Source organism: Lutibacter sp. HS1-25 (assembly GCF_004121075.1).
In the GTDB taxonomy this organism is placed as follows: domain Bacteria; phylum Bacteroidota; class Bacteroidia; order Flavobacteriales; family Flavobacteriaceae; genus Lutibacter.
Genome location: NZ_RHLN01000017.1, coordinates 50,116 through 70,400 on the forward strand (window position 1 = coordinate 50,116; position 20,285 = coordinate 70,400).

The window sequence follows — 20,285 nt, forward strand, 5'->3', positions numbered from 1 at the left end:
GTATTATTCCTTCAACATTTCATCAATAAAATAAACATAAGTATCTTTTCCTTTTTCTAAAATTGAAACTGGAATTCGCTCATTTGTATTATGAATAAATTCTAAATATGATTTATTAAAAAATACAGGTGTAAATCCATAACCCGGTATTCCTTTAGATCTAAATATACCCAAATCGTTAAAATTTGGAGAAAACATAGTAATTACATCATCAACTTCATATTGCAACTCCAGTGCCTTAATAATATTTTTAAAATACTTGTTTTTAGTGCTCGAATTTTCAACTTGAGGCATCGCTTTTAGTATTTTTATTTTTACAGCAGTATCATCCATTTTTTTGATTAAATCTGCCATAAAATCTTCAGCAGATTCCAACGGTAACAATCTACAGTCTAAATGAGCAATAACTTTATTTGGAATCACATTTATAGCTTCACCATGACTATCAATACTAGTTAAAGTAATTGTATTGGAAAATAACGAAAATAACTCAGGTTGTTTTCTTAATTGTGGTATAACAATAAATTTAAATAATTTTGGATGCTTTAATATCCAACCTTTAAAACCACCTTGCAACTCTCCTAGTTGTTTTAAAACACAAATATTTAAATCGGTATAAATTGCTTTCTGTTTCTTTTTCAACAATTTGTACAATGCCGTATTCATTTCTTTGTTTGCATATTGTAAAGGAGTGATAGAACCATGACCTGAAGTTTCTGTAATCAATTCTAATTCTAACCACAAAGCTCTTTTATGAGCTACTGAAACAGAAAATACTGGTGTTTTTGAAGAGCTATCTATAAGACCTACAATTCCTGGGGGGCCTTCACCAATAACCACAGCTGCATTTAAATTGTTAAAATAATTTGCAATAACATATTTTATACCACCATTAGTTTGGGTTTCTTCACTTGAAACAGACAGCATACTTATATTATATGGTAGTTGAATATTGTTATACTTTTTTTTAATTTGAAGTACAGAAAATAACTGCATAATAGCATTTCCTTTATTATCAAATGCGCCTCTACCCCAAATTTCATTGTTAACTATTTCACCTGAAAAAGGAGCGTATGTCCAATCTGCAAAATCACCAACAGGAACAACATCAATATGATTTAAAAAAATAATATTTGGTTTTTGACTTGAAAGTGGATACAATGAAGCAATAAAATTATAATTACCATTTTCGTCTCCCATTTGCTGTACAAACAAACCATTTTCAGTACAAATTTCTTTTAAAAATAATCCAGCAGCTTTTTCATTTCCTGAAATTGAATTGTATTTTATATACATACTCAATGCATTTTCTATACTTACAGATTCACCTTTGTAAACTACTGAACTTTCATTTCGTATATTTTGACTGCCTACATAGTAAGTACCTAATATCAAACAAAATAACAACAATAAATATTTATTAAATTTCATAAATGCACTACATTAAAACGATTTTAAAATTTGAAATAAAATAATCAAGCTTTTAAAATAATGATTAAATAATTTATGGTAAAAATCACAGCCTCTAAAGTAAACAATTATTAAAACAATTGATTAGAATTATAATTTCTAATTCATTTTTTTACAAATTGAATAAATATTATTCAAAATTAAATCGTAAATTAGTTTGACTAATCAACTTTAAATCTAGTAATTATGAAAAATTATTTAATATTACTATTTGCCTTTTCAATGTTATTTTCTTGCCAAAAACGTTACACAACATCTTCACCAGAAATTGACATTGCCAAAAAACATTTAGAAGCCTACGAAAATGGCGATTGGGAAGTTTGGAAAGAGCAATATACAGATAGCTCAAAAATATACCATAACAATTGGGATGTTGCATTAACTAGTACCCAAGCTTTAAAAGGACATCAATTGATTATTTCTTATTTAAATTTTTACGAATACGTTGATGAACCTATCTTTTTTGAAATGATTGTTGATGATGATGGAAAAAAATGGGTGAATTTTTGGGGTGTTTGGCACGGAATTATGGCAAATACTGAAACCGAAATAAAAGTTCCTGTACATTTATCTATTAATTATGAAAATGGTAAAGTTGTAGAGGAATATGGTTTTTGGGATACCAGCAAATTAATAGAAGCTTTAGATGAATCTGACCTTGAACAACCCGAAATAGTAAGTATTGAATAAATTTCAACGTTTTTTTTCTTCCAAAAAAATCTGTCTAAAAAGTATCAATAACTAAAATTCTAAAGTTACTTTAGGTTTAGGTTAAAAATTGTTATACTTTATGGACAGTTTTTTTATGTAAAAAAATAAAATAAATTTAAAAATGGCAAAAACAGGACGTCCAAAAAACACCGTAAACAAAGCAAAACATTCTAAGCTAATGAAACAAAAACAAAATAAATTAAAAGAAAAAAAATTAGCAAATGCCGAGCGTTTAAAAGCAATTATTAGAAAAAGTCAGGAAGAAAAAGAGGTTTAGGTATAGACTTTCAAGACTTTTAACCTTTAATTACCCAAAATACGCCACTTTATACCTTTGTATCTTTATACCTTTAAATACAAACTTTTTTCAAAAAATTTGGTAGTTTTAAAATTTAACATATCTTAGCTTATATAATTAGCAATATACGCTCACATAATAAGCTTTATGAATTACTTAGCAAAAAACATCAAACATTTACGAACATTAAAAGGTTTAACTCAAGAACAGTTTTCGAGTATTTTAAACGTATCTCGCTCTAGAATAAGCTCCTATGAAGAAGATAGAGCAATACCTCCCATTGATTTTTTGGTCGCTTTATCTAATTATTTCAACATACCAATTGATGCTTTTATAAAAAATGATTTGTCTTCAGCAACAGATGCTTCGTTTATTGAAATTGGTAACAAGCGCGTTTTATTTCCAATTACTGTAAATTCTGAAGATGAAGAATTTATAGATTTGGTTCCTACTGAAGCTTCCGCTGGCTATTTACGTGGTTATGCAGATCCAGAATATATAGAACATTTAAGCAAAATTAAATTGCCTTTTTTACCAACTGGTACACACAGAGCGTTTCCAATTAAAGGAGATTCTATGCTTCCTGTAAAAAGTGGTTCTTATATTGTTGCTCGTTTTGTTGATGATATTAGAAATTTAAAAAGCGGTAGAACCTATATTGTTTTAACGCTAAATGACGGACTTGTTTACAAACGTGTTTACGATAAAATTGAAGAGCATAATATGTTACTTTTAGCATCTGACAATAAAAAATACGATCCTTATTATGTACCTATAGAAGAAGTCATGGAATTGTGGGAATTTACTTGCAGTATCAACACGCAAGAGTATGACGAGCACGAATTAAAAATTAGCAGTATCGCTGGAATGCTAACACAATTAGGTGTAGAATTAAAAGAATTACAAAAAACCATTCATTAATGTATGCAATTGTAGATATAGAAACATCGGGACATAGTTCTAAAATTACTGAAATTTCCATCTTTATTTTTGATGGTAAAAAGGTAATTGATGAATATACTACTTTGGTAAATCCAGAGTGTGTGATTCCGCCATTTATAACAAATTTAACCGGTATTACCAATGCTATGGTTGGCAGTGCTCCAAAGTTTTACGAAATTGCTAAAAAAATTGAAGAAATTACAGCAGATACTATTTTTGTAGCGCATAATGTAAATTTTGATTACAATATTATTCAACAAGAATTTAAAGATTTAGGATTTGAGTTTAAACGAAAAAAATTATGTACGGTTCGATTGTCTCGAAAATTAATTCCTGGTTTAAGTTCTTATAGTTTAGGATCTCTTTGCGCAACACAAAATATTGTAATAAACGATAGACATCGTGCAAAAGGAGATGCTGAAGCAACAACTATTTTATTTGAAAAACTAATAAAATTAGATAAAAATGAAGAAGTTTTTAACTCGTTTTTAAACCCACGTTCACGCCAAGCAACACTTCCACCGTTATTGTCAAAAAAAACAGTTGATGAACTTTCTGAAAAAACAGGTGTTTATTATTTCAAAAATGAAAAAAACGAAATTATTTACGTTGGCAAAGCAAACAATATAAAGCAACGAGTTTTAAGTCATTTTTACGACAAATCTAAAAAAGAAGTTACCATGTGCTTAGAAACTGCCCAAGTAACTTTTACTGAAACTGGCAGCGAATTGGTGGCACTTTTATTAGAATCTGCTGAAATTAAAAAAATATTTCCAAAATTTAACCGCGCACAACGCAGAGCTCAAGAAAGTGTTGGATTGTTTAGTTATGAAGACAGAAATGGCATTATTCATTTGGCATTTAACAAATTAAAGTTAATTCCAAATCCGCTTATGAAATTTCACAACACAACTGAAGTGCGTTCTTTTTTAGAAAAACTATGTGAAGAATATAATTTATGTCCAAAATATTGTCATTTACAATCCAAATTAGATAACTGTTTTCATTATCAAATAAAAGAATGTAGGGGTGTTTGCAGCGATAAAGAAACTGTTGAAAATTATAACGAACGAGTAATTGAAGCCATTCAATCTTTTCAATTTGAAACTGAAAATTTTGTGATTAAAGAAGCTGGAAGAACATCTAATGAAAATGCTTATATTTTAATTATCAATGGAATATATAAAGGTTTTGGTTATGAAAACAATAAAAAAACACTGACTTCAGCAACTGATTATCTTAAAGTTATAGATGAACAAAAAGACAATAATGATGTTAAACGAATCTTAAATTCGTACCTTAAAAAAAACAGTAAAACTGTAAAACATATTTCTATTGAAGATTTAGAGCCACAAACTTTTAACCTATTTTCTTATTAATTAATATGAAAGCAGTTACAGTAAAGCAGCTAAAAACAGCATTAAACAATTGTTCGCAAAGTGAAATGATTGAACTATGCCTTCAATTGGCAAAATTTAAAAAAGAAAATAAAGAATTACTTACTTATGTTTTATTTGAATCTGATTATGAAGAAGGTTATATTGAAACTGTAAAATTAGAAATAGACGAACAATTTGAAGAAATCAATACAAAAACCTATTACTTTATAAAAAAGAGTGTTCGTAAAATTTTAAGGAACATTAAAAAGTATATCCGTTATTCAAAAAAGAAAGAAACAGAAATTGAACTTCTACTCTATTTTTGTAAAAAATTAAAATCACTTAGACCATCTATAAACAACAACAGCGTTTTAAAAAATATTTATTTACGTGAAATTGCTTCCATTCGTAAAAAAATAGTACTACTTCACGAAGATTTACAGTACGATTATAATTTAGCGTTGAATGAGTTGTAAGTTTTAAGTTCACAGTATTCAATGGTCGTTTCTGGTCATATCACAAGAAACCAAACCCAAATTTGTAATTCGAAATTCAAAATTCGAAATTCAAAAATACTATATTCTACTTTGATAAGTGTACAATTCGTAATACCTACCTTTTTTAGCAATCAATTCTTCGTGTTTACCCCGTTCAACAATATTACCATCTTCAACCACTAAAATTTGATCTGCCTGCTGAATAGTACTTAAACGGTGTGCAATTACAAAGGTAGTTCTGTCTTTCATTAACATTCCCAAACTTTTTTGAATGTACAATTCACTTTGCGTATCTAAGTTTGAGGTAGCTTCATCTAAAATAATAATATTAGGATCTGCCAATAACGCTCTGGCAATTGAAATTCGCTGACGTTGACCACCAGATAATTTTACGCCTCTTTCACCAATAACCGTATCCAAACCTTCCTCAAATCGATCTGTGAATTCATCAACATAAGCTCCTTTAACAGCTTCCAACAATTGAGATTCTGTTGCATTAGGCCTAGGAAATAATATGTTTTCACGAATTGTACCTTCATATAAAAAATCGTCTTGTAAAACCACCCCCAAATGTTGTCTAAAACTACTCAAGTTTACTTTAGACAAATCAATACCATCAAGAGATATTTTTCCTTCTGAAGGATTTAAAAATGTTGCAGCCAAACCTGCAATGGTAGATTTTCCAGAACCTGAAGAACCAACCAAAGCAGTTACACTTCCCTTTGATGCTTCAAAAGATATGTTATGTAATACTTCTTTTCCTTCATCATAACTAAAAGATACATTGTCAAAAACTACATCGCCTTTTATTTTATCTAATTGAATAGTTCTAATTTCAGGATTGTCTTCTTCAGTCATATTCATCAATTCTTGAGTACGATCTAAACCAGCCATTGCTTCGGTTAACTGACTTCCAATATTACTCATTTGTACAATTGGAGCAACCATAAAACCTAACAACAACGTAAATTGAATAAAATCACCCAAAGTCATCGTATCATTCATCATATAATAACCACCAATTCCCATAATACCAGCCGATGCCAAACCAATTAAAAAAGTTGATGAACTTGTAATTAAAGCTGTTGCCGTTAAACTTTTTTTAACGTTTAAAAACAGTGTTTCAACACCTTTTTCAAAAGTTTTATTTTCCTGTTCTTCAGCATTAAAACCTTTAATTACACGTACACCATTTAATGTTTCGGTTAATCTACCTGTAACTTCGGCATTAATTTTTCCTCGTGCTTTAAAAATTGGTCTAATAACTCCAAATGCTTTTAGCATTACAAAAGCAAAAATCAACACAGGAACCAATACCACAATAGTCATTGTAGCATTGATTTTAATCAACCAAATTAATGATAAAATAGCTGTAATTGTACCTCCTATTAATTGCACCAACCCTGTTCCAACCAAATTTCGAACACCTTCAACATCGGTCATTACTCTCGAGACCAATGCACCCGATTTGTTATTATCAAAAAAGTTTATTGGTAGTTTTAAAAGTTTTCTTTGCACTTTTGCTCTTAATAATGAAATTAAATGCTGCGCTTCAACACTTAACAAACGTGTTAATAAAAAAGAAGTAATTGCCTGAATTAGCAATGCTAAAACCACTATAATTAACAATTTATACAAACCATCTAGATTGCTATTAGGTACTACATCATCAATCAATGTTTTTGTTTGATATGGAATTACAAATCCAGCCAAACTTTTTATAACAATTAAAACAATCCCAATAAGAACAATCTTTTTTCTTGGCCATATAAACTCTTTGAAGGCCCACGCAAATGAAACTTTATTTTTACTCATAATAGGTGTTAGTCGAAAAAATAACCAATAATTACAATTAAATATTGGTTTAATTAGAATGCTAATTTCAACAAAAAATGAATAGTAAAAGGCTGTTCAACTAAATAATATTCATAGATTTTATTTTTTTAATGAATTCGCAAAAAAACTTCAAAATATTATACTAAAAATATTTTACCAAATGTAATTTATGCGTTTTAAAAATAGACAAAGGCAATATTGCTATGTTATTTAGTACAAAAAATGATTTGAATATTAAAAAATAAACTAAATTAGAATTTCAAAAAAAAATCAATAATTAATTAAATGACAAATAACCAACGAATTGCAATTACTGGCGGAAGCGGTCATTTAGGCACTTGTCTTATTGAATTACTTATTTCACAAAATTATTTAGTAAAAGCTTTATTTACAAATACCCAACCTACAAAAAAACATAAAAACTTAACTTGGGTAAAGGGTGATATTTGCGACAATACTGCTATTGATTTTTTACTTAAAGATTGCAACGCAGTAATACACAGCGCTGGAATGATTTCAATAGGTTCAAAAAACACAGATGAAATTTACCACGTAAATGTTACTGGTACAGAAACTATTATAAAATCTTGTTTAAATTTACCAACTATAAAACTGATTCACATTAGCTCTTCCAATGCGGTAAAAGAGTGCAAAGACACTGAAATTTTTAACGAGAATAGACCTTATAAAACTTCAAAAGATTTCACATATTCATATACAAAAGCATTGGCTGAACAAGTGGTTTTAAAAGCTATTGAAAACAACAATTTAAATGCCTGTATTATTAGACCTACTTCAATTGTTGGTCCGCCTGATAACAAACTATCTTTATTAGGACAAACTATTTTAAATTTATCGCTAAACAAAATACCTGTAATAACAACTGGTGGCTATAATTTGGTAGATGTTAGAGATGTTTCACAAACCATTATAAATAGTTTAGAAAATGGCAAAAAAGGAGCCATTTATTTAGTTGGCGGACAATATTTAACCGTTAAAGAAATTGCTTTAGCATCAAACCCAACAAAAATACCCCTTGAGATTCCTTTAAATTTATTGTTGTTTATGATGCCTTTGATAAATGCCTATCAGAAATTATTTGATTTAAAATGGCCTATTACCAAAGAGAGCTTGGTTACTTTAAAATATGCGCCAAAAAGAATGGATTTTTCAAAAGCAACAAAGGAATTAAATCATAATTGCAGACCAATAACTGAATCTATTGAAGATTTAAAGCTTTGGTTTCAAATAAAAAACACATAAATGACTTTAGAAACTTTAAATTTAATTTGTATAATTTGGTCTGTAATTGCAGTTGCAACCTATGTTTTATTACAATTTGTTACTGCTCCTTATGGCAGACATACAGCCAAAGGTTGGGGTTTAGAAATTTCGAATAGAGTTGGCTGGATTTTAATGGAACTGCCTTCGTTTTTAATTATACTTTATTTTTACATCTCATCAAATCAAAGTAATTACGCCGCTTTTTTAAGTATGCTTTGGCTGTTTCATTATTTAAACAGAACTTTTATTTTTCCGTTTAGAATAAGAACAAAAGGTAAAAAAATGCCTTTAGCAATTGTGTTTTCAGCTATATTTTTTAATTTTTTTAATGCTGGATTAAATGGCTATTATTTAGCAAATTTTGAAACCTATACAAAAACAAACTTTAGTGACTGGAATTTTATTTTAGGAATTACACTATTTGTAATTGGATTTACAATCAATCAAATAAGCGACAATATCTTAATTCATTTAAGAAAACCAGGAGAAATTGACTATAAAATTCCGAAAGGATTTTTGTTTAACTATATTTCTTGTCCAAATTTATTTGGAGAATTTATACAATGGTTTGGTTTTGCCTTAATAGCTTGGAATTTTCCTGCAACCACTTTTTTAATTTGGACAGCAGCTAACCTATTTCCAAGAGCTATAAAACACCACAAATGGTATTTAGCAAATTTTAAAGACTATCCTAAAAACAGAAAGGCAATATTTCCAAAAATATGGTAATTATTTAATTTCAATAAATTTAATATCCAATTCCTTTTGAATTTCATGAATTTTTTGAATTTCATTTGGAACAATTAAAGCAATAGAGTAACCTGTTTTTCCTGCTCTGGCAGTTCTTCCACTTCTATGTGTGTAATATTCTAATTGTTCAGGTAATTGATGATGAATAATAAAAGCTAAATTATTTACGTCAATTCCACGTGCTGAAACATCTGTAGAAATTAAAACTTGTAAACTACCATTTTTAAAAGCACGCATTACTTTTTCACGGTCTTTTTGTTGCATATCACCCTCTAAAGCTTCAACTGAAAAACCTTCTGCTTTCAATTGCTCTGTTAAAGTCTGCGTACCAGCCTTAGTTCTACAAAATATAATCCCTCTATCATCTCCTCTACGTTCCAATAAATTAATCAAAACATTGACTTTATCCTTAACTTCTGTTCTTATAAACTGATGTGTAATGTTTTCATTTACCAAAGCATTTTTATTAACTGCAATTCTTGGCGCATTAACATCCATATAAGCCTTTACAATCTTTTTAATTTCTTCGGGCATTGTTGCCGAAAAAAGCCAAGTATTACTAGAGCCACTTGTAAATTTTAAAATTCTGTTTAAATCTTGTTTAAAACCCATACTCAACATTTCATCAGCTTCATCTAAAACAATTGTTTTTATGTGTTTTAAATCTACATCTCCACGCTCAATTAAATCTATTAACCTTCCTGGAGTTGCTACAATAATATGTGTAGTACGCTTTAATGCAACTATTTGTTTTTCAATTTTTTCACCACCATAAACACCTTCAATAAATATTTTTTGATCAAGATATTTGGTAAATTTGAACAATTGCTTTTTAATTTGTTGCGCCAATTCTCTGGTTGGAGCCAATATCAAACCTTGTACACTGTCAAATGACGGATCTACAGCATGCAATAAAGGTAATCCAAAAGCAGCCGTTTTACCAGTACCAGTTTGTGCTAAACCAATAAAATCTGTTTTTGAATTTAGTAAAACAGGAATTGCTTTTTCTTGAATTTCGGTAGGTTTTTTTATACCCAATTCTTTTAATCCTAAGATATATTCTTTTTGAATACCTAATGCTGAAAATGTTGACATACTTTATATTTATAGAAATGCAAATGTACGTTTATTTAAAAGCTATTTAACTACAACTTTTAAAATTTAAAAACGCATAAAAAAAGCCACTTTTAAAGTAGCTTTTGTAAATTTTATTTATTTAAAAATTAAATCTTTTTAACTCTTACAGCGTTCATTCCTTTTAATCCTCTTTCAAGTTCAAAAGTAACTTTGTCATTCTCAGCTACTTGATCAATCAAACCACTTACATGAACAAAGTGTTTTTCTTGAGAAACACTGTCTATAATAAATCCAAAACCTTTTGAAGTATCAAAAAATGAAACTTTACCTTGTTTTGCAACTTCTTCTTCTTCTATTCTATCTTCCTTTTTAGGAATTCCAATTTCAATACTTGAAGCATCAACTTTAATTTTTTTAGTTGGATCCGGTGGTGTATCAGTTAACTGTCCAAATTCATCAACATAAATAAACTCATTTTCTTGACCTCCAGCTTTACGCTCTTCTTTTCTAAGTAGTTTATCTTTTTTCTTCTTTAGACGTTTTTTTTCTCTTTCTTTTTTACCAAAGGTTTCTTGTGATCCAGCCATTAATTATTAAAGTTAATTTTAAAAGTTATACTGTTATTTCCTAAACAGTTAAGGTTGTATTTCTATGAAATTTAAGATGAAGCTTTGAATTTATTTATAGGATAAAAAAAAACATCATTTTAAAGCTAAGTTGAAATCACTCTCTTACAGCACCTTAAAGGTACTAAAAGTTATGCAAATATATAATTTACTTTTTAATTTTAATCATTCATATCCCAAATAATTAATCTAAAATTTTTGAAGCATTCATTTCTAATGCTTGTCTTTCCCAAATTTTATACTTCACTTCTACTGTATCTGGAACATAAATAACAATTGGTAATTTACTATTATAAGGTATCATTTTTGAAATTGATATCACAAATTTCTCACTCGTATCAGAATCTGGACAAGCCATTAAAGTACTTCTTAATTTACCATTACTTACAAATTGATAATAATTATATCCCCATCCTGAAAGATTTTCTTCTGTAAATTGTCCCATTAAACTATGTTTGTTGCAATCTACTATGGCATTTTTACCGGCATACACCTCAATTTGAAAATCACTTTCATTGTCTTTTGGTTCTAATGCTATATAAACAAGTTTATAACCTTCATTTGCTTTTGGAAACATTGTTAAATCAATAGATTGTTCCATTGGATTTTGCTGAGCACTTATTTTTGATTTTTCTGAAACAAACAGACTTATAACCAATACTAAAAATATCGTTTTTTTTATCATCTTTATATATTTTCAATGATGTTTCAAAAAATATGCCATTATTAATATTTATCAAATTTTAAAATCTTTACAACCAAACTCGTTAATTTAATAATTAGTTAAAATCAAACTTGCTAAAATCCAAATATTTAGCTAATTTGTAAACTTTAAATTATTATTTAAATCCGTTTTAATATTTTAAATTATGACAATAGCAACAAAAAAACCAATTATATCATTTTGGATTATTAGTGTACTTGCTTTGCTTTGGAATATTGCTGGTGTTTTTGCATATTTAAGTCAAGCTTATATGTCAGACGAAATTATTGCAACATTATCTGTACCAGAACAGCTTTATCACAACAATGTTGCTCCTTGGGCTACAGCAGCCTTTGCAATAGCAGTTTTTGGTGGTTTTTTTGGTAGCCTTGCTTTGTTATTTCGAAAAAAAATATCGATTTTACTTTATATTATTTCATTAATTGCAGTAATAGTGCAAGCAATTTATAATTTTTTAATACAAAAATTTATGCCTGTCGAATATTCACAAATGATTTGGTCATTTGTTGTTATTTTTATTGCTGCTTTGTTGGTAAAATTTTCTAAAGATGCTCTCAAAAAAGAATTTTTATTTTAAACTCCTTTGGTTATATAAGACACCTACAAACTTTTAATACATTCAAAATAAGCAATCTAACTTTATTCGTAAATTTCATAGAGAACATTATATCATTAAATAAAATCCTAAATGAAGTTTATTTAACACATCGTTTTTTTTTAATTAACTGCTTTTTATATCCTAATTTTACATAAAACATGATAAAGTTCTTACATTTGATCACTTATGAAAAAACTTTTAATTATAGGATTGGTTTGGCCTGAACCCAATTCAACTGCTGCCGGAAGCAGAATGCTACAACTTATTGAGCTATTTCAAAAAAAAAATTATTCAATAACTTTTGCTTGTGCTGCCTCTAAAACAAACAATTCGTTTTTATTAGAAACATTAAATATAAAAACTTTTGAAATTCAGTTAAACAACAAAAGTTTTGATGATTTTTCAAAAAAAATCGATCCAAATATTGTATTATTTGACAGGTATTTAACTGAAGAACAGTTTGGTTGGAGAATAACCGAAAACTGTCCGAATGCAATTAAAATATTAGATACGGAAGATTTGCATTTTTTAAGAAATGCACGACAATTAGCGTATAAAAATGACACTAAAATTTCATTAAAATTATTAATTAATGATATTACAAAGCGAGAAATTGCTAGTATTTACAGATGCGATTTAACTTTAATTATTTCGAAATTTGAACTAAAATTACTTAAAAAAACTTTCAAAATACCAAAATCAATTTTAGAGTATACTCCGTTTTTATTAGAAAAAATTTCAGAAAAAACAATAAAACAATACCCATCATTTAAAGATCGTTTACATTTTATAACTATTGGAAACTTTAAACATGAACCCAATTGGAATGCCGTATTATATTTAAAATCTACTATTTGGCCTTTAATTAAAAAAGAACTTCCTAACGCAGAAATGCACATTTATGGAGCATACTCTTCACAAAAAGTTCAGCAATTACACAATTTAAAAGAAGGTTTTTTAATAAAAGGTTGGGCTGAAAATTTAGAAAACGTATTTACAAATGCCAAAGTATGTTTGGCTCCTTTACAATTTGGTGCTGGTTTAAAAGGCAAACTTATAGATGCTATGCTTTTTGGAACACCTAGTGTTACCACCAAAATTGGTGCAGAAGCTATGCATAAAAAATTACCTTGGAACGGGTTTATTTGTGATACACCCAAACAATTTGCTCAAAAATCGGTTGAACTGTACACCAACCAAAATACTTGGGAAACTTCACAAACAAATGGCATTAAAATTATTAATACTTGTTATGACAACATTAAATATGGCCAAAAACTAATAAAACGTATTGAAAAAATACAATCTAATTTAACAAGTCACCGCTTAAATAATTTTATGGGGGCAATTTTTGAACATCACACCTTAAAAAGCACAAAATATATGTCGAAATGGATTGAAGAAAAAAATAAAAAAGGATAAAAAACTGTTTAATTTATGCAAATAGCTTCATTATTTCAGAAGGAATTCTAACTGGTTTCATTGTCTTTTTGTCTAATAAACACCAAATAGTTTTAGCTTTTGCTATCAATTTTCCCTCTTTTTGAATTTCAACAATACGTTCTGATTTTACTCCAACACTACTTTTAACCCAAGTATTAATTTGAATTTTATCTCCTAATTTTGCAAAAGAAACATAATCAATTTCATGACGTAAAACTACCCAAACATAAGCTTCATTAATAATGTCATTACTTAAAAAATCCCAATGTTTTTGGGCTGCATCTAAAACCCAATGTAAATAAACTACGTTATTAACATGATTCAAATGATCTAACTCATTTGCTGAAACTTCAAAAGAAAAGTTAAAAATAGTACTCATAAAACCACAAAATATATATTAAAAAAATACAACAATATGTTAATTTTTTAAAAATTTAAAAAAAAATTGGTTTTTTTAAACATAAATTCTACATTTACAAAACCTAAAAAGTTCAAGAATATAAGATCATTTAATCATACAAAAATATGAATAAATGATTTTACAGTCGTAATAACTTGAAAATTAAAAGATTATCGTGGGGACGACGGTTTTTTACAGGATTTTTGCGGCTGTATTTTTAAATTTACACGTGTTTATAAAACAGTTGCAAATATTAAGGTCTTAAAAAATACTACCGTTGTGGGGACGACGCTTATTAAGATATAATTGCAACTGTTTTTTTATTTCACTAAACTTCAGCTACTACCTATATATTTTTATTTATTGCATTATTTACTATCAGAATTTTAATCTTTATTAAAGTTCTAAACGCATACTATTGATAAAAAACAGCTGTAATTATTAATGTTATAAAACACTACCGTTTGGGGACGACATTTTACAAGGTATAATTACAACTGTTTACAATTGTGGGGACAATCGTTATCTCAACGTACTTTAATTTTTTCTATGTATCAAAAAGATTTACATCACTCTTTTGAACTAAAACAACCTCTCCAGATTTATTTACATACTGAAAATGAGGTGTTAATGTATTAATGTGAATGTTATTTTTGGCATTCTTAAATCCTTTCTTCACTGTACTCTTTAATGTTAGCATCATGATTTTTGGTTTTTAATTAGCGTTCAATAAATATTTGTGTAAAATAATTTCTACCTTCAATGTTTTTTTCAGTTGAAATTCCAAAATGAGTATATGCTGGCTTTTCAATTAGTTCTCTATGGCTATCACTCTTCAACCATGCATTTACAACACCTTCTGCAGTTGTAAATCCATATCCAACATTTTCACCAACAATTTTAGCATTGGCATTTGACACTAATTTTTGGTGTCTTTCTGAAAAATTATCATGACAAACCTTACCTGTTTTAGCCATATAATTTGTATGAGTTTCAGCAACATCAGAAATAATATTCATTTTATCCAAAGCACCTAAACCTTTAGACACTCTATAATCGTTAACTAAGTCTAAAATTTCTAATTCAATATCTGAATATTCTACTGCTACTTCAACGTGTTGCTTAAAATAAATTCCATCTTCTTCAGATGAACAAGAAGTAATAAATAGGCATACTAACAATACTAGGACGAGGTTAATTTGTAAAGTTTTCATTATTTGGGGTTATAAAAATTTGGGGTTGAATATTTTTTTAACAAAAGACAGTCGCAAACACTATCTTCTTACTAACCGTTGTGGGAATTTAAAGGTCTCGATAAATATATTGCGACTGCTTGTTTATAATAACACAAAATTTAGCCAAAAGCATTGTTGAAAAACACTTTGAATTGGCTAAATTTAATGGAATAGAAAGTTTCACAGATTGGGGTTTTCTGATTTTACTATGAAACAAATATGTAATAGTTATTACTGTTAAAAAGGTAAGTATATTAATGAACTGGGTATTCATAATTATTATTTTTGGGGTTTTGACTTAATTTTTTAATTTTAAAATAAGAGGTAGCTTCAAAGTTCTTACTAACCATCTAACATCAAAAGCATTTTCGGATTGCTTTATAAGTATGTGACTACAGTGAGACTACCTCTGTATTTTGTTGGGGGTTGATTTATTTTCTCTTTTTTCTTACTATAATTATTTTAATTCTTACTTTTTCATTCATTTTAATTGTTCAATATTTATTAATTATAGGGTGATAATTTATAAATATTAAAAACAACTTACTCAATTGGGGTTTCTATTATTTTCTAATTTTTTCTAATAATTGATTTAGAGCTATAATTTCAGTTGTGGTTAAATTACCAACAACATCTTTCTCAAAATCACTTTGAACGTTTTCAATATCTGCTAACATTTTTAAACCTTCATCAGTAATTTTAATATCAACTTTCCTTCTATTTTCTTCATTTTGATTTCTGGTTATATAACCTTTTAATCTCAACTTTTCAACCAAACGAGTCGTATTGCTATTTTTACTCACCATTTCTGCCTGAAGTGTTTGAAGATCAGCTGATGCTCCATTCATTTCTTTTAAAGAACGTAAAACTTGAAATTGTTGAATTGATAATCCGTATAATTTTAAATGATCTGAAAACTTTTCATTCATCCAGTTACCTGTTTGCAAAATATTTGCAATCGTATAGTCAGGTAAGTTTAACTCATACTTTTTTCCATCTTTATTCAACTTCGGGGGGACGACAATTGTTTATACTACTATTGTGTATACGTCAAATGTATATACAAATGTTATATTAACCAAATTTTTTGTTAAAAACTTTGTGATTTTTCTAAAATTAACTGAATTATGAAGTGATTTTACTATTGAAGTATAGAAACATAAAAACACCATTAAGCAAAAATAAACAAAACTAATACCTTAATAATAAGCACCTTAACATTGCATTAAGATTGAAAAATTACATTTTACATCTAGATTTTTTCGTTAAAAATAAGAATTGATTTTTTTAAGTATCCCAAAAAATTAACACTTAAAATTGTTAATAACTATGTAATATTGTTGATATCAATATGAATTACAACACAAATAAAGTAAAGAAATATGCTATAAAAATTAAAAAAATCACTTTTTTAATACAATTTAGATCAAATACAGCTAAAACCTCCCCTACTATCCTATTCTTTGAATGGCGTTTAATAAATAAATAATATTCTGGTCAGTTTTGCTATTTACAAAACATAACAAATTCAAAATAAATCAATTAACTCAAAATATTAGGTTTTTTAATCAACTGTTTTAATTGATTGGCATAAATAAAACTCAACCCTAAAACTACAATCATACTTACAATTAATACATATAGATTGTAATTCTCAATGCTTGCAATACCTAAAATCATTAATAAACCCTGCCCAAACAACAATACTTCTGTAAATAAAACACCTAGTAAAAACAAATAAACACCCATTGTTGACATTTTTGATTGCAATTCAATTTTACCAAATTCATTCAATAGTAAAAAAATAAAAGCACTCATAAAACCTAAAGTAAATAAGTGCAAATAACCAATAATTAAAAATGGCTTTAACGCCAAGGCTTTTTCTACAAAATAAGGAATTGAAGAGCATATTTGCATTATAATTTTTAAAGTATAAGCAAGTAATAAAACCTTAAACAACAATTTTGAAATCGCATTCCATTTTAACTGTTGCCATACTTGCTTAACAATTTTTATTAAAAAAAACAATGAGATAAACTGCAAAATAGCCGCTATAAAACCTACAATATAAAAATGCATAGATACACCACTCCACAATACAGAAAGTACATATGCTGGAATACAAGCAATATTTAAATAACTAAAAAAGTTTTGCTGAAGTTTTGTTGAAATTAAAATCTGCTTATTTTCAAACAATTTAAATAACAAACCAAACAAGGCAAATACAAAAAAACCATTGTATAAAAAGTGCAGATAAAAATATACAGTGTTATAGTACAAAGAAGATTTACCCTGAGTAATTAATACAAAAGCCAAAAACCAAGTAGCTAAACTGGAAAGTAAATAATAATAAATTCCATATTTTATAAATTTTAAACTGAAGGTATTACCTTTTAAAAACCGCAATAACTTAAAAGAAACTATATACGATGACAATCCAAAAACCGATAGTAATACAATTGAAAATACCTTGTAACCTCCTAAAGGAAAACTAACCAACATCAAACAAACAGCCAGTAAAGCAATAACAAATGAATAACTATATAACTTACTTTTTTGTTGAATTTTAGTCAAATAACACTCACTTATCAATGTTATTACAAAAATATATCCCCAGCCCAAAAAAGCAACATGAGAATGACTTTGCAAAACATTTTTATAAGGAAATGACATTATTGGAAAAGCAAAATTCCAGCGAATTAACAATCCGTACAACGATGCTAAAATAAAAAGCGTAAACGCAATGGTATAAAGTATTGTCTTGTTTTTATGAAATAACATGTACTTATTTTTTGATTACAAATAAACATTAAAAATTAGATTAATTTAATTTTTGCCTAAAAAACTACAAATCAAAATAACATAAAATCCATTATTTTAAATGATCATAACATCATCTTAAAATAACAAAAGTTAGCTAAATTTTAATGGCTTAACACTGTTAAAGCAATAATCAAAGAGCTAATTAAAACAAAAAAACCGAAGCAATACACTGCTTCGGTTTTTTATAATATATAACTTTAAATTATTTTTACAAGTGAATTACTTCATCATATGCAGCTGCAACAGCTTCCATAACAGCTTCACTCATAGTTGGATGTGGATGAATTGTTTTTAAAACATCGTGTCCCGTAGTTTCTAATTTTCTACCTAAAACCGCTTCAGCAATCATATCAGTAACACCAGCACCAATCATATGGCAACCTAACCACTCACCGTATTTTGCATCAAAAATAACTTTTACAAAACCATCAGGAGCACCAGAAGCTTTTGCTTTACCAGATGCTGAGAAAGGGAATTTACCAACTTTAATTTCGTAACCAGCCTCAATTGCTTTAGCTTCAGTTAAACCAACACTTGCAATTTCTGGAGTTGCATAAGTACAACCAGGAACATTTCCGTAGTCAATTTTTTCAGTATGTAAACCTGCAATTTTTTCAACACAAGTAATACCTTCTGCAGATGCAACGTGCGCCAAAGCTTGTCCAGGCACAACATCACCAATTGCATAATAACCAGGAATATTGGTTTGATAATAATCGTTTACCAAAATTTTATCTCTATCAACAATAATTCCAACATCTTCTAAACCAATATTTTCAATGTTAGATTTAATTCCAACAGCAGAAAGTACAATATCAGCTTCTAAAATTTCTTCACCTTTTGCTGTTTTTACAACCGCTTTCACGCCTTCACCTGAAGTATCAACAGATTCAACAGAAGAACTTGTCATAACTTTGATACCTGCTTTTTTAATAGAACGTTCAAATTGTTTTGAAACATCAATATCTTCAACAGGAACAATGTTTGGTAAAAACTCAACAATAGTTACATCAGTACCCATTGAATTGTAAAAATGAGCAAATTCAACACCAATAGCACCAGAACCAACAACAATCATTTTTTTAGGTTGTGTTGGTAAAGTCATAGCCTGGCGATAACCAATAACTTTTTTACCGTCTTGCGGTAAGTTTGGCAACTCACGAGAGCGAGCCCCAGTAGCAATAATAATGTGGTCTGCACTGTATTCAGTCACAGTACCATCAGCAGCAGTTACATCAACTTTTTTACCTGGCTTAATTTTTCCAAAACCATCAATAACGTCAATTTTGTTCTTTTTCATTAAAAATTGAACACCTTTGCTCATTCCTTCAGCAACACCTCTACTACGTTTAATAACAGCCTCAAAATCCTTGTCAATAGCTTCAGCTTTTAAACCATATTCATCAACATGTTTTAAATAATCGTAAACTTGAGCACTTTTTAACAAAGCTTTGGTAGGGATACATCCCCAGTTTAAACAGATTCCACCTAAGTTTTCTTTTTCAACTACGGCAACTTTAAAGCCAAGTTGCGATGCTCTAATAGCTGTAACATATCCTCCAGGACCACTACCAATAATAATAACGTCGTATTTCATGTTTTATATTTTCTGTTTTATGATAACTGATTTAACCCCGCAAATTTAATTAATTTTTTATTAATAAAAGAGCCGTTGAATTGTTTAATGACTTTAACTCAAATTTCTTGAAATCTACAATTCTAAACGCATCTAATTATATAATTGTGTTTTTTAACGGGTATTTATTGCCATTTTATGAATCAATTAAACCTCATCCTTTTTAATTTTGAGCCCTAAACTTTAAATTTTCACTTATTGGTTAACCACATTTAGCAAAAAACAACCTCAAATGTTTACAACTTGCGACTTTCAGATTTTTAACTATTGACTTAAATATTTTGGGCGTTTCCCTTTGGGTCGTGCTATCCGCTATATCTTTTTTACAATTCCACTGCGTTGCATTGTAAAAAAGGATGCCGCTGCTATCACTAACGCAAATCAACTAACAATGAAAATTGTTGGTAAATTATATCTAGTAACTTATAAATTTCAAACTCCAAACTCCAAACTTCTAATATTTAATATCTAACTTCGTAAATACCTCAAAATTGCTTCTAACTCGTAAATACAAGCATTGATGTGATTTCTCCGTTGTCGAAATGACAAAGTCAAC

General features: G+C 28.3%; 20 protein-coding genes. 9 read left to right on the forward strand and 11 right to left on the reverse strand.

Features of this window, described 5'->3' with window-relative positions; translation table 11 throughout:
• Window positions 1-3: 3 nt before the first annotated feature.
• Window positions 4-1,431, reverse strand: a complete 1,428-nt coding sequence (locus EC396_RS08045; protein WP_129366196.1) for a M20/M25/M40 family metallo-hydrolase — start codon at window positions 1,429-1,431, stop codon at window positions 4-6.
• Window positions 1,432-1,656: 225 nt separating this feature from the next.
• Between EC396_RS08045 and EC396_RS08050 the strand changes: the two genes are divergently transcribed.
• From EC396_RS08050 to EC396_RS08065, 5 genes are all read left to right on the forward strand, one after another.
• Window positions 1,657-2,160 carry a nuclear transport factor 2 family protein gene (locus EC396_RS08050; protein WP_129366197.1) on the forward strand — a complete coding sequence of 168 codons (504 nt, stop codon included), beginning with the start codon at window positions 1,657-1,659 and terminating at the stop codon, window positions 2,158-2,160.
• Window positions 2,161-2,302: 142 nt separating this feature from the next.
• Complete coding sequence (locus tag EC396_RS17850) at window positions 2,303-2,458, forward strand: hypothetical protein (protein WP_164975227.1); 156 nt, start codon at window positions 2,303-2,305, stop codon at window positions 2,456-2,458.
• A gap of 168 nt (window positions 2,459-2,626) precedes the next feature.
• Window positions 2,627-3,400 (forward strand): helix-turn-helix domain-containing protein, encoded by a 774-nt coding sequence (locus EC396_RS08055; protein WP_129366198.1) that lies wholly within the window; start codon window positions 2,627-2,629, stop codon window positions 3,398-3,400.
• Complete coding sequence (locus EC396_RS08060) at window positions 3,400-4,800, forward strand: exonuclease domain-containing protein (RefSeq protein WP_129366199.1); 1,401 nt, start codon at window positions 3,400-3,402, stop codon at window positions 4,798-4,800. The genes EC396_RS08055 and EC396_RS08060 overlap by 1 nt, the downstream gene beginning before the upstream one ends.
• Before the next feature lie 5 nt (window positions 4,801-4,805).
• Window positions 4,806-5,276, forward strand: a complete 471-nt coding sequence (locus EC396_RS08065) for a hypothetical protein (RefSeq protein ID WP_129366200.1) — start codon at window positions 4,806-4,808, stop codon at window positions 5,274-5,276.
• 99 nt (window positions 5,277-5,375) lie between these two features.
• Here the strand turns inward: EC396_RS08065 and EC396_RS08070 are convergent, their stop codons facing one another.
• Window positions 5,376-7,112, reverse strand: coding sequence for an ABC transporter ATP-binding protein (locus EC396_RS08070; RefSeq protein ID WP_129366201.1), 1,737 nt, complete (start codon window positions 7,110-7,112; stop codon window positions 5,376-5,378).
• A 306-nt stretch (window positions 7,113-7,418) separates the two neighbouring features.
• Between EC396_RS08070 and EC396_RS08075 the strand changes: the two genes are divergently transcribed.
• Both EC396_RS08075 and EC396_RS08080 read left to right on the forward strand, forming a co-directional pair.
• Window positions 7,419-8,396 carry an NAD-dependent epimerase/dehydratase family protein gene (locus EC396_RS08075; RefSeq protein WP_129366202.1) on the forward strand — a complete coding sequence of 326 codons (978 nt, stop codon included), beginning with the start codon at window positions 7,419-7,421 and terminating at the stop codon, window positions 8,394-8,396.
• Window positions 8,397-9,146: a DUF1295 domain-containing protein gene (locus EC396_RS08080; protein ID WP_129366203.1), complete on the forward strand. Its 750-nt coding sequence runs from the start codon at window positions 8,397-8,399 to the stop codon at window positions 9,144-9,146.
• Here the strand turns inward: EC396_RS08080 and EC396_RS08085 are convergent, their stop codons facing one another.
• From EC396_RS08085 to eco, 3 genes are all read right to left on the reverse strand, one after another.
• The gene (locus EC396_RS08085; RefSeq protein ID WP_129366204.1) at window positions 9,147-10,262 is read right to left on the reverse strand and encodes a DEAD/DEAH box helicase; all 1,116 of its coding nucleotides are present in this window, start codon (window positions 10,260-10,262) and stop codon (window positions 9,147-9,149) included.
• A 128-nt stretch (window positions 10,263-10,390) separates the two neighbouring features.
• A complete protein-coding gene (locus EC396_RS08090; RefSeq protein ID WP_129366205.1) occupies window positions 10,391-10,831 on the reverse strand; it encodes a cold-shock protein in 441 nt (146 codons plus the stop codon).
• A gap of 223 nt (window positions 10,832-11,054) precedes the next feature.
• The gene (gene eco / locus EC396_RS08095; protein ID WP_129366206.1) at window positions 11,055-11,555 is read right to left on the reverse strand and encodes a serine protease inhibitor ecotin; all 501 of its coding nucleotides are present in this window, start codon (window positions 11,553-11,555) and stop codon (window positions 11,055-11,057) included.
• A gap of 184 nt (window positions 11,556-11,739) precedes the next feature.
• Here eco and EC396_RS08100 point away from each other — a divergent pair, with 184 nt between their 5' ends.
• Both EC396_RS08100 and EC396_RS08105 read left to right on the forward strand, forming a co-directional pair.
• Window positions 11,740-12,171, forward strand: coding sequence for a hypothetical protein (locus EC396_RS08100; protein WP_129366207.1), 432 nt, complete (start codon window positions 11,740-11,742; stop codon window positions 12,169-12,171).
• A 207-nt stretch (window positions 12,172-12,378) separates the two neighbouring features.
• The gene (locus EC396_RS08105) at window positions 12,379-13,614 is read left to right on the forward strand and encodes a glycosyltransferase (protein WP_129366208.1); all 1,236 of its coding nucleotides are present in this window, start codon (window positions 12,379-12,381) and stop codon (window positions 13,612-13,614) included.
• A 13-nt stretch (window positions 13,615-13,627) separates the two neighbouring features.
• Here EC396_RS08105 and EC396_RS08110 read toward each other — a convergent pair whose 3' ends face one another.
• The 6 genes from EC396_RS08110 to lpdA form a co-directional block, all read right to left on the reverse strand.
• Window positions 13,628-14,014, reverse strand: a complete 387-nt coding sequence (locus EC396_RS08110) for a thioesterase family protein (RefSeq protein ID WP_129366209.1) — start codon at window positions 14,012-14,014, stop codon at window positions 13,628-13,630.
• Between the two features lie 568 nt (window positions 14,015-14,582).
• On the reverse strand, window positions 14,583-14,714 hold the full coding sequence (locus EC396_RS18205) for a hypothetical protein (RefSeq protein WP_255421332.1): 132 nt from the start codon (window positions 14,712-14,714) through the stop codon (window positions 14,583-14,585).
• Between the two features lie 40 nt (window positions 14,715-14,754).
• Window positions 14,755-15,249, reverse strand: a complete 495-nt coding sequence (locus EC396_RS08115; RefSeq protein WP_129366210.1) for a CAP domain-containing protein — start codon at window positions 15,247-15,249, stop codon at window positions 14,755-14,757.
• A gap of 584 nt (window positions 15,250-15,833) precedes the next feature.
• Entirely contained in the window at window positions 15,834-16,277 is a 444-nt protein-coding gene (locus EC396_RS08120; protein ID WP_240665663.1) for a MarR family winged helix-turn-helix transcriptional regulator, read from the reverse strand.
• Window positions 16,278-16,812: 535 nt separating this feature from the next.
• Window positions 16,813-18,051, reverse strand: coding sequence for a hypothetical protein (locus EC396_RS08125; RefSeq protein WP_129366211.1), 1,239 nt, complete (start codon window positions 18,049-18,051; stop codon window positions 16,813-16,815).
• Between the two features lie 250 nt (window positions 18,052-18,301).
• Window positions 18,302-19,690: a dihydrolipoyl dehydrogenase gene (gene lpdA, locus EC396_RS08130; RefSeq protein WP_129366212.1), complete on the reverse strand. Its 1,389-nt coding sequence runs from the start codon at window positions 19,688-19,690 to the stop codon at window positions 18,302-18,304.
• Between the last annotated feature and the right edge of the window lie 595 nt (window positions 19,691-20,285).